This is a genomic window from Pseudomonas viridiflava (assembly GCF_003702045.1).
Classification (GTDB): domain Bacteria; phylum Pseudomonadota; class Gammaproteobacteria; order Pseudomonadales; family Pseudomonadaceae; genus Aquipseudomonas; species Aquipseudomonas viridiflava_C.
The window spans coordinates 129,332-144,770 of the sequence record NZ_RBTP01000056.1; the positions used below are offsets into that span (position 1 = coordinate 129,332).

The 15,439-nt window shown below is 60.5% G+C and carries 10 protein-coding genes; 8 read left to right on the forward strand and 2 right to left on the reverse strand.

Going from position 1 to position 15,439, the window contains the following annotated elements; all coding sequences use genetic code 11:
* Positions 1-23: 23 nt before the first annotated feature.
* A complete protein-coding gene (locus tag ALP40_RS25600) occupies positions 24-4,973 on the forward strand; it encodes an RHS repeat-associated core domain-containing protein (protein WP_122209460.1) in 4,950 nt (1,649 codons plus the stop codon).
* Positions 4,974-5,078: 105 nt separating this feature from the next.
* On the opposite strand, the gene ALP40_RS17495 is transcribed toward ALP40_RS25600, so the two are convergent.
* A complete protein-coding gene (locus tag ALP40_RS17495; RefSeq protein ID WP_122209518.1) occupies positions 5,079-5,342 on the reverse strand; it encodes a helix-turn-helix domain-containing protein in 264 nt (87 codons plus the stop codon).
* Between the two features lie 244 nt (positions 5,343-5,586).
* Between ALP40_RS17495 and kdpF the strand changes: the two genes are divergently transcribed.
* From kdpF to ALP40_RS17525, 6 genes are all read left to right on the forward strand, one after another.
* On the forward strand, positions 5,587-5,682 hold the full coding sequence (kdpF, locus tag ALP40_RS17500) for a K(+)-transporting ATPase subunit F (protein WP_122209461.1): 96 nt from the start codon (positions 5,587-5,589) through the stop codon (positions 5,680-5,682).
* Positions 5,683-5,684: 2 nt separating this feature from the next.
* Positions 5,685-7,379, forward strand: coding sequence for a potassium-transporting ATPase subunit KdpA (gene kdpA, locus ALP40_RS17505; protein ID WP_122209462.1), 1,695 nt, complete (start codon positions 5,685-5,687; stop codon positions 7,377-7,379).
* 10 nt (positions 7,380-7,389) lie between these two features.
* Positions 7,390-9,456: a potassium-transporting ATPase subunit KdpB gene (gene kdpB, locus ALP40_RS17510; protein WP_122209463.1), complete on the forward strand. Its 2,067-nt coding sequence runs from the start codon at positions 7,390-7,392 to the stop codon at positions 9,454-9,456.
* Positions 9,457-9,516: 60 nt separating this feature from the next.
* A complete protein-coding gene (gene kdpC / locus ALP40_RS17515) occupies positions 9,517-10,089 on the forward strand; it encodes a potassium-transporting ATPase subunit KdpC (RefSeq protein ID WP_122209464.1) in 573 nt (190 codons plus the stop codon).
* Positions 10,090-10,296: 207 nt separating this feature from the next.
* Positions 10,297-12,960 carry a sensor histidine kinase KdpD gene (locus ALP40_RS17520; protein WP_122209465.1) on the forward strand — a complete coding sequence of 888 codons (2,664 nt, stop codon included), beginning with the start codon at positions 10,297-10,299 and terminating at the stop codon, positions 12,958-12,960.
* A 55-nt stretch (positions 12,961-13,015) separates the two neighbouring features.
* The gene (locus ALP40_RS17525) at positions 13,016-13,708 is read left to right on the forward strand and encodes a response regulator (protein ID WP_122209466.1); all 693 of its coding nucleotides are present in this window, start codon (positions 13,016-13,018) and stop codon (positions 13,706-13,708) included.
* A gap of 101 nt (positions 13,709-13,809) precedes the next feature.
* Here ALP40_RS17525 and ALP40_RS17530 read toward each other — a convergent pair whose 3' ends face one another.
* Positions 13,810-14,865: a patatin-like phospholipase family protein gene (locus ALP40_RS17530; RefSeq protein ID WP_122209467.1), complete on the reverse strand. Its 1,056-nt coding sequence runs from the start codon at positions 14,863-14,865 to the stop codon at positions 13,810-13,812.
* Positions 14,866-15,038: 173 nt separating this feature from the next.
* Between ALP40_RS17530 and ALP40_RS17535 the strand changes: the two genes are divergently transcribed.
* On the forward strand, positions 15,039-15,317 hold the full coding sequence (locus tag ALP40_RS17535) for a hypothetical protein (protein WP_004887711.1): 279 nt from the start codon (positions 15,039-15,041) through the stop codon (positions 15,315-15,317).
* Positions 15,318-15,439 lie beyond the last annotated feature (122 nt).

Consider the following 15,439-nt stretch of genomic DNA (forward strand, 5'->3'; position numbering starts at 1 on the left):
CTTCAAGACTGAGGTCTTTTACCATGACCATTTCAACGTCCGTGCATTCCAATGCTTTTAATTTTATGAGTTTCATGCAGAGCGGTGTAGATCCCAGGACGGGTCAATACACCGTCTCCCTTACGTTACCTGATGTTAAAACGAACGGGTTGCGCGGCCCCGGTTTACCTTTGGTATTGAGTTACAACCCGCTCAATACTCAGGACAGCGGTTTTGGGTTGGGCTGGAATTTAAGACTGTCGCAATACACGCCGGGCAATCAGGTCGTTTCGTTGAGCAGCGGCGAGACGTTCAAAGTGTACGGCACTCAGGCTGACCAACTGGTGATGCCGGAGAAAAAGCTCGACAGCTTCCATTTCTACAAGCAGGACGACACCCATTACCGGGTGATGCACAAGTCCGGAGTGAAGGAAGTCCTCGAAACAATGGGCGCGAGCGGTCATACCGTGGCTTTGCCGACACGCATTCTTGCACCCGAGGGGCATAGCGTCACCCTGAGTTATACGCCGTTCGGCAGCACTCACCAAAGGCTCAGCGAGGTGAAGGACGATGCGGGGCAGGTCTTGCTTCAGATACGCCGCGAAGACACGGCTGTGCATATCGGCTTGTCGGCCGCAGACGGCAAAGACGTGGCGTTTGTGCTGAGGTTGAGCGGATCGGACCACCGGGTGACTCGTGTCGAGATGCCGACCGACGAGGGGGCGTCGTGGCGTTTCGAGTACCAGCTTGTTCGCGACCATATCTGCATGACGGCAGTGGATACGCCAGCAGGAGGACACGAAGCGGTTTTTTATCAGGACCAGGGCCATGCGTTTCCAGCCAAGGCCGGGCGTGATCCGCTGCCCCGCGTCACGCGCCACCTGACGACCCCGGGCAGTGGACAGGCCGAGGTGGACGTACACTACACCTATGCAGACAGTCAGGGGCGCGAGCATAACTTTCTGGGCGCCGGTCTTGATATCGCCTGGGAGGACAACGGTCTGGACAACCTTTACCGTTACTTGGGAGAAGGCGGTTATGAGTACGTGTCCACCGAAACCCTGCGGGTCGACGACGTAGACGTGCGCAGCGTCAAGCGTGTTTTCAACCAGTTCCATTTGCTGACGAGTGAAACCACGACCCAGAACGATGCGGTCCGTGAAGTGAGCACTGCTTATCATCTGTTGCCCGGTACACCGTTTGCCGCTCAGCCGAACGACTGCCAGTTGCCCAAGGAAGTCACCACCACGTGGCGATGGTTGAACGATGCAAGAGCGCCGCGCAGTGAGACGGTTACCAGTGCCTATGATAATCAGGGCAATCTGTTGGTCGAGACCCAGGCCAACGGAGTCGTCGAAACCAACACGTGGTACTCGGCGGCAGGTGAGGACGGCTGCCCGCCGGACCCCGAAGGTTTTGTGCGCACCCTCAAAAGCAAGACCATAACGCCAGCCCCCGCCGATCATGGACAGGCACCGACGCTTGCCACTCTTTACCGCTATACCTCGCTGGCGGCCGTCATCGGCAGTGAGCGGGAGGACTGGATTGCCTTGGAAAGCGAAAGCGTGGTGCAGCTGGATTCCGGTTTCAAGCAAAGGCTTGGAAATGATGCCTGTGCGCTGATCGACTGCCTGACGGCCTCCTCGCGCGGCACAAAACGTACGCTGCGGCGCTCCGCTCACGCGTTCATCGACAGCCTGGCAACGCTGGCAGACAGCGATCAGCCGCTTCTTCAGCGTCAGGCGCATGGCATCGTCGACGTCCTTATAAAGCTCGGCCCAGCCGTAGGACGATTACTCAAGGAAACCGCTCGCCAGTTGATCGAGCTGCTGGTGCAGCAGATTCCCGAGAGCGAGCAGGTATTGCAGTGCATGACCTACGAGTACATCGATGATTCGCAAGACGCCTTTCAGCATGGGCGTATCAGGCGGGAGTCGCTGAGCATGGGCGGGCAGGTCACTGCCACGGAGTATGCGTACAGCACACTTGCACGTGCGGAGCTTGGGGAGAGCGTGCAGCGTACCGTGCAGACCGTGACCGGTTTTGATGGCGTGAAGAAAACAGTCACCCTCGAGCATTCACTGCTCAACGGCGAACCGTTGCTGAACCGTGACGACAATGACGTGGAAATCCGCTACGTGTACGACTCGCTCAGGCGCGTGCTGAGCGAAACCGTCGCGCCGGGCACCGAATTCGAAGCGACCCGGCGCTATGAGTACCAGTTATGCGCTACAACGACCGATCGGGCCGAGCAGCGTTTGTTCGACGTCAAGGGCGTCAAGACCTGCAGCCGCTTCGACGGTTTGCAGCGAGTGGTTTACGAAGAGCGTGACGATGCCGACAGCCCGACCTATCGTGCCGACGCTGGCGTGCCCCGCCAGACGTATGCAGCCGTGTACGACGCCTTGGGGCATCTGGTTCGGGAAACCGAATACGATTGGATGGGAGAGCGATCACTGGCGCTGGCTCAGGTACTGGAGTACGACGATTGGGGCGAGCAGAGGTCCGTGACCGGCCCCGACGGCGTAAAGACTTTCGAGGAAACCGACCCCGTTGGCACGCTTGAATCCCAAGGCCCCATTCAACGCAGTTGGACCGAGAGCACGGGGGAGTTGGTGCTTAAAAGCGGCATCAGTGAAACCTGGTTGAACCTCTTTGAAAAGCCGACCCGCACCGTGCGTCGGGGTCTTGACGGACAACCGCTCAGCCTGAGCCGTTATCACTATGACGGACTGGGCCGTAGCGCTGAAGAAATCGTCGGTCTTACCGATTTCGAGCGCTCGACCCGATACCGTTACGATGCGTTCGACCGCGTGATTGAAACCACCTTGCCGGACGAAGCCATCGTGAGTCATGCATTTGCTGTCCACAGCAGCGAAGACCTACCTGTCAGCGTCTGCGTCGAGCACAACGGTCAACGTTCGGTATTGGGGGAACAGGTCTATGACGGTCTGGACCGCATGGTCAAATCGATTACGGGCGGGCGCGAACGCTCATTTGCCTATGAGCCAGGTCAGCGGCAGCCCAAAGCGGTGACGACGCCTGGTGGGCAGGTCATTGAGTACGATTACCAGCCACAGTTGGGCAGCGAGCCCCTGCGAAGAAGTATATTCGGCGCGACCGCTACGTATGAGTACGACCAGCACAATGCGCGCCTGCTGCATTCCAATGAGCAAGGCGAACAGTTGGACCGGACGTATTACAGCACCGGATTCCTGAAAAGCGAGAAGCGTGTCTCCGAAGGCAGCGATTACACCATGCACTACCTGTACAGTCGTCTGGGCCGGCTGCAGTCTTATACCGATGTGCTCGGACAGGAGCAGACTTACCAATACGATGATCAGGGACGGTTGGCACAAACCTCGCTGGGCACGCTCTGTTCAGATTTTACCTACGACGCGCTCGGCCGCACTGCCAGTATCACCACCCGGGACAGCGCTGGCGGGCAGTACGTCGCCATCATCCTGACCTACGACGAACTGGGCAGAGAAGTGTTGCGCACCTTCGACCTCAATGGCACGCGGCAACGCTTGGCTCAGACCTACGACGATGTCGATGACATGATCAAGCGCACGCTTTCAGAGGGTGAAGACGTGCTGCGTGATGAGGTTTACGGCTATGACCCCCGTGGGCGACTGGTCCGGTATAACTGCACAGGTACACAGCGCCCCGTCGATGCTTATGGCAAAAGCATCAATCAGCAGATTTTCAGTTTCGACGGCATGGATAACCTGAAGCTGGTCATGACCTCGTTCGACGAGGGACTCAATCGGGCGATTTACCATTATGAAGGTGTCGACCCGGTACAACTGAGCAGGGTGGTCAATAGCCATAAAGACTACGTGCCCCTGGAGATGCCCCTTGAGTACGACCTAGACGGCAATCTGATCCTCGACGAGGCCGCGCGCATGCTTAAATACGATGCGCTGGGGCGTCTGGTCGAAGTCAGTGTTCCGCCTTCTATCAATCGATATCGCTACGGACCACAGGACACGCTGGCGGGACGAACGCTGGATGGCAACCCGGACGTTCGATTTTACCGTGATGAACGTCTGGTCAATCTTTTGGATGGCAGCCAGAACCGCACCTTCATGCAGGGTAATGGTCAGGTGCTGGCGCAGCTGCAGGGCAACGAAGCGGTGATGCTCGCCGTCAGTGATAGCCAGAGTGTACTGGCCGACGTCCAGACCGGGGACGTCAATCTGCTGGCCTACACCGCCTATGGACATCGCAGCGCCGATTCGCCGCCGGTCAGCACACTGGCGTTCAACGGGGAGTACGTCGAACCTGATACCGGCTGGCAGCTCTTGGGCAACGGTTATCGGGCCTATAACCCGGCGCTGATGCGCTTTCACAGCCCCGACAGTTTGAGCCCTTTCGGGGAGGGGGGCTTGAACGGGTATGCGTATTGTGAGGGCGATCCGGTGAACCTTGTTGATCCGGATGGGCACAGTCCTTGGGGGGCTTTGATAAGGCTTTTAAAGGCACCGCTCAGTTCGGCCGCGAATAAAGCCATACCGAAAGCCTTCCTCAAAAACAGCACAAACGCACCTGTTTCACTCAGAAAGATGACGCCTAAGGCGGTGCGAGCCCTCGGGAAAAAAGCCAAGTCGACTAAACAGCCCCTTGATGACGCACGCGATCAACTTTCCAAACTTGACAGTAAGATTGAGCTTTCCCGTTTGAATCACAAATCTCCATCCAGGCAGCTTGTGTCTGACCACAGCGCTGCAGAAGAAGCGTTTGACAATTACAACTATTTGTACGGGGAGGCACAGCGAGATTTTACCTTCGCACAGAAAAATATCGGAAAGCGGGTCATCACTCAGGAAGCCAGATCCGGTCTGAGGGCGTGGGAGAAGAAGTTCGATATCAGCGAAGCCATATACGCCCAAAACGAAAGAATCAGGGTAAAAAATTATCTGAACACACGCAGTGACCTCAAAGGCTCTGGACGCAAAAAAAACTATTTGGGTGTCGATAACCAAGATTGACAGCAAGTACGAAGAGCGGGCAGAGGTGTTGTCGCCCGTTTTAAGTCCGCCCGCGGTCAGCGCAGAGTGCGCTAGCCCCAGGCTCGAAAACACTGGGCTCAGCCTTCATCTCACCACAATAATTCCCTGCTTGATCGCCTTCACCAGTGCTGTTCGCAACGACGTGACTTCAAACTTGCGCCGGATATTGCCGGTATGAAAGTACACCGTTGCCTCGGTACAGCCTTGAATTCTTGATATCTCCCAGGCCGATTTGCCTATCGCCACCCATTCCAGAACCTGACGTTCCTTGACGGTCAGATGTACCACCTCAGCGTTGACGGCTGGAGAGGGCGTGGAGTCGATGGATTTTCCCTTGTCGCGACGCATGGTGGAGTCCTTTCCGTGAGGATCGCTGAACCACGATACCCCCACCGTACGCATCAGCAACCTGACATAAATGACAGCGCTGATAATCATGTAGGCCTTAGATGTGGCGCTCTGTAGCGTTTCTTTACAGCTTCTTTACGGCTCGCTCCACCTCTCGATCTCGCGACTTTACACCCCGACTCCCGACAATGCTTTCACACGGCCATCACCGCATCCGATGGGGCCTGATCATGGGGAAATTTCAATGAGCGTTATGGATGGTATCTCTCTGTTGATGGGAGTCGGACTCTTCGTCTATTTGCTGGTTGCGCTGTTGCGCGCTGACCAGAGCCAGGAGTGATCATGCACAGTTACGACTACTTGTTGATCCTTGCTTTTCTGGTGCTGCTGTTGCTCCCTGCCCCCTGGCTTGGGCGTTTCTACTACCGTGTCATGGAAGGCGAGCGGACCTGGTTGAGTCCGGTTATGGGGCCGGTGGAGCGGGCCTGCTACCGGATTTCCGGGGTCGATCCGCAGGTGGAGCAATCATGGAAGCAATATGCCTGGGCGTTGATGGCGTTCAACCTGGCAGGCTTCGTTGTGCTGTTCGCGATCCTGATGCTACAAGGCGTGCTGCCACTCAATCCGCAGCAGTTGCCCGGCATGGAATGGTCGCTGGCGTTCAACACCACCATGAGCTTCATCACCAACACCAACTGGCAGGCCTACAGCGGCGAAGCGTCGCTCAGTTACCTGAGCCAGATGGTTGGCCTGACCGTGCAGAACTTCGTCAGTGCCGCGACCGGCCTGGCCGTGCTGGTGGCGCTGTGTCGAGGCATCAGCCGTCGCTCTTCCAACAGCCTGGGCAACTTCTGGGCCGACATGACCCGCGCCACCCTGTACGGCCTGCTGCCGATCAGCATTGTGCTTGCAGTGTTTCTGGTCTGGCAGGGCGTGCCGCAGAGCTTCGCCCATTACATCGACGCGCTGACCCTGCAAGGCACTGATCAGAGCTTGCCGATGGGCCCCGCTGCGAGCCAGATTGCAATCAAGCAACTGGGCACCAACGGCGGCGGCTTCTTCGGCGTCAACTCGGCGCACCCGTTCGAGAACCCGACTGCCTGGAGCAACCTGTTCGAGCTGGTCTCGATCCTGCTGATCCCTGCCGCGCTGGTGTTCACCTTCGGCCATTACGTCAAGGACATGCGCCAGAGCCGCGCGATCCTCGGCTGCATGCTGGCGTTGCTGCTGATCGGTGGTGCGGTGTCGATGTGGGCCGAGTACCAGCCCAACCCTGCACTGAACCTGGCAGGCGTCGAGCAGACCGCCCCCCTGGAAGGCAAGGAAACCCGTTTTGGCACCACTGGCACGGTGCTGTGGTCCGTGGCGACAACAGCGGCTTCCAACGGATCGGTCAACGGCATGCATGACAGCTTGAACCCGCTGACCGGCATGGTGGCGCTGGTCAACATGATGGTCGGCGAAGTGATCTTCGGCGGCGTCGGTGTGGGCCTCAACGGCATGCTGCTCAATGTGCTGATCGCGGTGTTTCTCGCCGGTCTGATGATCGGTCGTACACCGGAATATCTGGGCAAAAAGCTGCAGGCTCAGGAAGTCCGGCTGCTGGTCGCGACCCTGTTGGTGATGCCGGTCGGCGTGCTGGTACTGGGCGCGATTGCCGCCAGCCTGCCAGGCCCTGCGGGGGCGATCAGCAACCCGGGTCCCCACGGCTTCAGCCAGTTGCTGTACGCCTACACCTCGGCCACTGCCAACAACGGCTCGGCGTTCGGTGGCTTCAGTGCCAACACGGTCTTTCACAACCTGATGCTCAGCCTGGCGATCTTTATTGGCCGTTTCGGCTACATCCTGCCGGTTCTCGCACTGGCCGGCAGCCTAGCCATGAAAAAGAGCTTGCCGCAGGGCCAGGACAGCTTCCCGACCCACGGTCTGTTGTTTGTCACCCTGCTGACCGTGACCATTCTGCTGGTCGGTGGCCTGACCTTTCTGCCCACCCTGGCACTGGGTCCGATTGCCGAACATTTGAGCCTGGGTTTCTGAGGAACCGACTATGAACATGCCTATTTCTTCTGCAAAGCAGGCTGAACCTCAAGCCGCTCAGACAACCGCCAAAACCGGCCTGTCGGCGCTGTGGCGTCCCGCGCTGGTGCAGGCCTTCGTGAAGCTGGACCCGCGTCTGCTCAAGCGTTCGCCGGTGATGCTGGTGGTGGAACTGACTGCCATCCTGACCACCGTGCTGTGTGTAATTCCCGACCCGCAGGTGCCGACCTCCGTCTGCATTCAGATCGCCCTGTGGTTGTGGTTCACCGTGCTGTTCGCCAACTTCGCCGAAGCGCTGGCCGAGGGCCGGGGCAAGGCGCGGGCCGACAGCCTCAAAGCAGGCAGCGAAGGCCTGAAGGCGCGTATCCGCGACGAGAACGGCAACCTGCGCACGATCAATGCCAGCGAACTGCGCAAAGGCGATGTGGTGCGCGTCGAAGCTGGCGAGATGATCCCCGGCGACGGTGAAGTCATCGAAGGCATCGCGGCGGTCAACGAGGCGGCCATCACCGGTGAGTCCGCGCCGGTGATTCGCGAATCCGGCGGCGACCGTTCGGCGGTGACCGGCAACACACGTCTGGTGTCCGACTGGCTGCTGGTGCGCATCAGTGCCAACCCCGGCGAGTCGACCCTGGACCGCATGATCGCACTGGTGGAAGGTGCCAAGCGCCAGAAAACGCCCAATGAAGTGGCGCTGGACATCCTGCTGATCGGTCTGACCCTGATCTTCCTGCTGGTGGTCATCACCTTACAGCCCTTCGCTCACTTTGCCGGTGGCAGTTTGCCGCTGGTGTTTCTGGTGGCACTGCTGGTCACGCTGATTCCGACCACCATTGGCGGCCTGCTGTCGGCCATCGGCATCGCCGGTATGGACCGCCTGGTGCGCCTGAACGTGATCGCCAAATCGGGCCGCGCTGTGGAAGCCGCCGGTGACGTGCATGTGTTGCTGCTCGACAAGACCGGCACCATCACTTTCGGCAACCGTCGCTGCGCAGCGATTTACGCAGCACCCGGCGTAACCCCCAAAGAGCTGGGCGAGGGCGCCTTGCTGGCATCGCTGGCGGACGACACGGCTGAAGGCAAATCCATCGTCGAATTCCTGCGCAATCTGCACCCGATGAACGAGCCGACGCTGAGCTCGGTGACCGCTGTGCCGTTCAGTGCCGATACCCGGTTGTCGGGCGTGGACTATCAGGGGCATGTGTATCGCAAGGGCGCGGTCGATTCACTGCTGGCGTTCATCAACCTGCAGCGCAGCGACCTGCCTGCACCGTTGGCGCGTGAAGTCGACAAGATCGCCAAGACCGGTGGTACGCCGCTGCTGGTGTGCGCCAACGGTCGTCTGCTGGGCGCGATTCACCTCAAAGACGTGGTGAAACCGGGCATCCGCGAACGTTTCGAAGAGCTGCGCAAGCTGGGCATTCGCACCGTCATGGTCACAGGCGATAACCCGTTGACTGCTGCGGCGATTGCGGCAGAGGCGGGCGTGGACGATGTGCTGGCTGAAGCCACTCCAGAGAAAAAGCTGGAGCGGATTCGTCAGGAGCAAGGCGAGGGCCGTCTGGTCGCGATGTGCGGCGATGGTGCCAACGATGCCCCGGCGCTGGCCCAGGCAGACGTTGGCATGGCCATGAACGACGGCACTCAAGCCGCCCGTGAAGCGGCCAACATGGTCGATCTGGACAGCGACCCCACCAAGCTGCTGGACGTGGTGCACATCGGCAAGCAGTTGCTGGTGACCCGTGGCGCGTTGACGACATTCTCCATTGCCAACGACGTGGCCAAGTACTTCGCCGTGCTGCCTGCATTGTTCGCCGCGATCTACCCACAACTGGGCGTGCTCAACATCATGCAACTGGCCAGCCCGCAGAGCGCGATTCTATCGGCGATCATCTTCAACGCGCTGATCATCGTGGTGCTGATCCCCCTGGCCCTGCGTGGGGTACGCGTGCAGGCCGCCAGCGCCGCGCACCTGCTGCGACGCAATCTGCTGATCTACGGCGTGGGCGGCATCATCGTGCCGTTCCTGGGCATCAAGCTGATCGACATGCTGCTGGTTGCCGTAGGCCTGGTCTGAACCGTTGACTGAGCGGCACGCCGGTCGGCGTGCCGCTTCACCTGATTGAGGATGTGCAAGATGTCGAATGTATTGCGTCCGGCCCTGAGCCTGATCGTGTTAATGAGCCTGATCACTGGCGTGGCGTATCCGTTGGTGGTGACCGGTGTTGCGCAAGTGGCGTTTCCCGCTCAGGCCAATGGCAGCCTGCTCTACGATAAGGACGGCAAGGTACGCGGCTCGAAACTGATCGCTCAGGCGTTCACGGGTGATGAGTGGTTCCAGCCGCGTCCTTCCGCTGGCGCGTTCGCGACGGTTGCCAGCGGTGCCAGCAACTTCGCGCCGAGCAACCCGGCGCTGGTGACCCGCGTCACCGAAGACGCCGCCAAACTGGCCGTTCCCGGTCAGGGGCCGGTGCCATTGGCGTTGCTGACCACGTCCGGCAGCGGCCTTGATCCGCACCTGTCGCCCGAGGCCGCGGCCTGGCAGGCCTCGCGTGTGGCCACTGCGCGGCAATTGCCGCTGGAGAGGGTCCAGACGTTGATAGACGCCAACACCCAGCGTCCATTGATCGGCCCACCCGTGGTCAACGTATTGACCTTGAACATGGGCCTGAATCAGATAACGTCAGCACAACGCAGCGCGCAGCTGTAACATTCGCTCACATCATGCGCGCCGTGCGGCGAACGCAGGGCTGCCGGAGGTCCGACACAACGCGGTCTTCCTGCAAAAAATACAGGTCTGCAGGAGCGCGCTTGCTCGCGAAGCGCCGGTTCATTCAATCGACATGTGGCGTTTGAAATGGCCTTCGCGAGCAAGCTCGCTCCCAGAATGTCACACCGAAAGAGAGTGATACCCAACGTGAGTGATTCCGGTCGAGCAGACGCATTACTGGCTCAATTGCCCCGCGATGGCCGGGGACGGCTGAAGGTTTTTCTGGGGGCGGCGCCGGGTGTGGGCAAGACCTACGCCATGCTGCAGGCCGCTCACACGCAACTGCGTCAAGGTGTGAATGTGCTGGCCGGTGTGGTGGAAACTCACGGACGCGCCGAAACCGAAGCGTTGCTCAACGGTTTGCCTCAGCAGCCCCTGTTGCGCGTCGAATACCGAGGCATGACGCTGGAAGAAATGGACCTGGACGCCTTGCTCAAGGCCGCCCCGAGCCTGGTGCTGGTCGATGAGCTGGCGCACAGCAACGCCCCCGGCAGTCGCCATGCCAAGCGCTGGCAAGACATCCAGGAACTGCTGGCGGCGGGGATCGACGTCTACTCCACGGTCAACGTTCAGCATCTGGAAAGCCTCAACGACCAAGTGCGCGGCATTACCGGCGTGCAGGTGCGCGAAACGCTGCCAGACTGGGTTTTGCAAGAAGCCTTCGACCTCATCCTGATCGACCTGCCGCCCCGCGAGCTGCTCGAGCGATTGCGCGAGGGCAAAGTCTACGTGCCGGAACAGGCGCGTGCGGCCATCGATGCATTCTTCACCCCGACCAACCTCAGCGCACTGCGCGAGCTGGCCATGCAGACCGCTGCCACTCAGGTCGACAACGACCTGGCGCAGGGGTATCGGCAATTGGGGCAGTCTGCGCCGGCGGTGCGGGGCCGTTTGCTGGTGGGCATCGACGGCGATGTGCAGGCCGAACGTCTGGTGCGCCATGCCAGTCGGGTCGCCCAGCGTCGTCACCTGCCGTGGAGCGCGGTGCATGTCGATGACGGGCAGACGCTGGATGAACACGCTCGAGCCCGCTTGCAAGGTGCCCAGCAACTGGCCGAGCGACTGGGCGGCGAAGTGGTCTCACTGCGCGCCGGAGAAGTGGCGCGCACCCTGATCCAGCACGCGGTGGAGCGGCGTGCCAATGTCGTGCTGGTCGGTCAGTCACATCGACACTGGTATCGTCGCCTGTTTGGCGGAGGTGTGGCTGCGCGGCTGCTGCGCGAGGGGCATGGGCTGGAAGTCTGCGTACTCGATGACAGCGAACAAAAAACCGACCAACCGCCCCGGGCTCGCCCACTGCGCGATGTGGTGTGGTCGGACTACGGCATCGCGCTGGCCGCGACCCTATTGGCCAGCATGGTCGCGTGGGGCGTGTCGGGCCTGTTGGCGTTGCCCAATATCTCTCTGATCTTTCTGGCGGCGGTCCTGCTGGTGGCGGTGCGCAGCAGCATGGGGCCTGCACTGGCGTGTGCCGGTTTGTCGTTTCTGGCCTATGACTTTCTGTTCATCCCGCCCAGTTTTTCGCTGAGTATCCAGCGCGACGAAGACATCCTGACCTTGCTGTTTTTCCTGCTGATGTCGGCGCTCACCGGCAAGCTGGCGGCCCGTCAGCGCAGCCAGTTGCAGGCGTTGCGCGACACTCAGGAGCAGACCAGTGAGCTGCTCGACCTGTCACGCAAGATGACCGCCGCCACTGACAGCAAGGCGGTGTTTCATGCCGCTGAGCAGCATTTCAGTGGCTGGAAGGAGCTGAAACTGTGCCTGCTGGATCGCGACAGTCAGGGTGGCTGGACCGTTGAAACCGGTGGGCCGCTGACCTTTTCCGAGGCCGAGCGCGCCGCCGCCGACTGGGCCTGGCAGCATGAGCAGCCTGCGGGCAGCGGCACCGGCACGCTTCCTTCCGGGCAATGGTGGTGGTGGCCGATCACGGCAGAAGAAGGGCCGTTGGCGTTGCTTGGCGTCAGCGCTCGCAAAGGGCAGTCGTTCACGGCGCAGCATCGGCGGTTGCTGGCCGCGCTGACCCAGCCACTGGCCCAGGCGCTGGCGCGGGCCCAACTGGGCGAGGAGCTGGAGGCCGCTCGCCTGCATGGCGAAACCGAACAACTGCGCAGCGCCTTGCTGGCCTCCGTGTCCCATGACCTGCGCACGCCGCTGACCTCCATGCGCGGCAGCATCGACAGCTTGCTGGCACTGGGGGAGGCCATTCCGCTGCAAGACCGACGTGAGCTGTTGGAAGGCACCCGCGATGAGGCCGAGCGTCTGGATCGTTATATCCAGAACCTGCTGGACATGACCCGGCTCGGACATGGCGCGTTGAAGCTGGCGCGTGACTGGGTTTCGCCGGCCGACATCGTGGGCAGCGCGCTCAACCGGCTGCGTGCAGTCATGATGCCGTTGCAGGTCAGCACTCAGGTAGCCGAGGCGTTGCCACTGCTTTATGTACATGCCGCACTGATCGAGCAGGCGCTGGTCAACGTGCTGGAAAACGCCGCACGCTTCTCACCGCTGGGAGGACGTCTGGAGGTGAGTGCGGGCGTGATCGACAGCGAACTGTTTTTCTCGGTCAGCGATGAAGGACCGGGCATCCCCGAAGACGAACGTGCGAAGATCTTCGACATGTTCTACACCGCCGCACGCGGCGACCGGGGTGGACAGGGCACCGGCCTGGGGCTGGCCATCTGTCAGGGCATGGTCGGTGCGCACGGCGGTCGTTTGAGCGTAGAGTCAGGGATTGATGGCCTTGGCACGCGCATCACGTTGTTCCTGCCCTTGCAGGCGCAGCCAGACACTGAAATGGAGGAGCCGGGTTGAGTCGATTACGGGTTACGCAAGCGCTCACCTGCACCCCTGAAACGGCTTCGCGCCCATGAGTCAGGCCGCGACGATTCTGGTGATTGACGACGAACCGCAGATTCGCAAGTTTCTACGTATCAGCCTGGTGTCCCAAGGCTACAAGGTGCTGGAAGCGGCCACCGGTGCCGACGGCCTGACCCAGGCAGCGTTGAACAAACCCGATCTGCTGGTGCTCGATCTGGGCCTGCCCGACATGGACGGTCAGCAGGTACTGAGTGAGTTTCGTGAATGGTCGGCAGTGCCGGTGCTGGTGCTTTCCGTGCGCGCCAGCGAAGCGCAAAAGGTCCAGGCGCTGGACGCCGGGGCCAACGACTACGTGACCAAACCGTTCGGTATTCAGGAATTCCTGGCCAGGGTCAGGTCGTTGCTGCGTCAGGTATCGGGCAACGAAAAGCCCGAATCCGCGCTGACAGTCGGCCCGCTGACCGTGGACCTTGCGTATCGCCGGGTGCTACTGGACGGCAACGAAGTCGCGCTGACCCGCAAGGAATACGCCGTGCTCGCGCAGCTGGCGCGCCACCCCGGACGCGTCATCACCCAGCAGCAACTGCTCAAGGACATCTGGGGCCCGACCCATACCGAAGACAGCCACTACCTGCGCATTGTAGTGGGGCACCTGCGCCAGAAACTGGGAGATGACCCGACATCGCCCAGGTTCATCCTCACGGAAGCAGGCGTGGGGTATCGGTTGCTGGCCAGTGATTGAGTGAGGTTTTCGATCAGTTTCGCAGGGTGTTGATCGTTCCTCACGCTCCAGTGTGGGAACGCCGGCCTGGGGCGCTCTGCGTCCGCTTATGAGTGCGGCACCTATCGCTGATCACTCTCATAGCGATCCAGCGTATCGCTGGCAATCTCACGGCCCAGAGCGATGAGTTCCGGGGCCTTGTAGAACTCGAAGAAACGGCAGACCCGTTTGGGCACGTTGATCAGGATGTCCGGCGGATAACCCGCGATCTTGTACTGCGCCAACGACGTCTGCATCACCTCGAAGCTCTGGTTGATCAAATCCAGCAACGAAGCAGGCCCCACGTTATCGATGATCACCGAGCCACTGGCCGATTTTGGTGCGCCCTCGGCCTGGGGCGCGGCAGCCGGTTGCTGGCCTTGCGGGTCTGCGCTGACCTCGCCAAGCCAGGGGCTGGGAACTCTGGCCGCAGAGGGCTTCAGACTGCTGGTTTGCCCGGCAATCGACGCCACGCCATTGGTTTCCAGCTTGCGTCGAAACGGCAGGTGCGAGCCGAGTGAATTGATCAGCAGGTCAAAACGCTTTTTCACAGCTGGCGGACGCTCGATCACGGGCAACTGATAATGCTGATGGTGCGTCGAGTTGAGGTTGACCGCCACGATCAGGTCGCAGTGGCTGGACACCACCGGCACGATGGGCAGCGGATTCAGCAGGCCGCCATCGACCAGCATCCGGCCGCCCTGCATGACGGGTGTAAACAGGCTGGGAATCGCTGCCGACGCGCGCATCGCCTGATGCAGGCAGCCTTCCTGAAACCAGATTTCCTGTTGATTGGTCAGGTCAGTGGCCACCGCTGTGTAGGGAATGCGCAGGTCCTCGATGTTGATCTCACCGACGATTTCGCGAATCTGGCCGAACACCTTTTCTCCGCGTATCGCACCCAGACGGAAGCTGACATCGACCAGCCGCAGTACGTCCAGGTAATCGAGGCTCTCGATCCAGTCACGGTACTGATCAAGCTTGCCTGCCGCGTAGATTCCGCCGACCACGGCACCCATCGAACAGCCTGCGATGCAGGCAATCTCGTAGCCGCGTTGTTCCAGCTCCTGAATCACGCCGATATGCGCGTAACCCCGAGCGCCACCCGAACCGAGCACCAGCGCAATGCGTTTTTTCATCCAGACATTCTCCAGGCATTGGCCTGCGCTAACTGTACTGCCCTGACGTGCATGATGAAACCCACCCCAATGCTGGAAAACAGTTACCCTTGAGCCCGCGCACGACGGCACTTTCAGCCAATCTCGCCGTCAAAGCCGCATCTTTTCTATTTCTCCTCTTGAGGTAACACCCCATGAAAGCCTGGATCTGTCTGCCATTGTTCATCGTGGTTCTTGCAGGGTGTGCCGGCAAGACCGGGTATCGGGACAGCTGTGCCACACAAATCGATGCAGCCTGGCACGAGCTTGACCTGGCCAAAGCCGAAGGTTTTGCCGGAACCGTGAGTTACTCCAAGGCGCTCTCTCTGTTGACGGGCGCCAAAACCCAGCAGCAGTTCGAAGCGTTTGAAGGCTGCACCGAGAAGTCCGAAAAAGCCCGTTTTTACATTCGTGAGTCACGCGCCGGCCGTTGATCTCCCCCCTCGGGCAGGCACGTCAGACGTGCTTGCCCGTCATCGTTTTACGCCCTCTCAAGCAAATCCCTACTGCCTCTGGCGAAACAACCTACGCTAACCGTAAAGTGTTCGGACGTTTG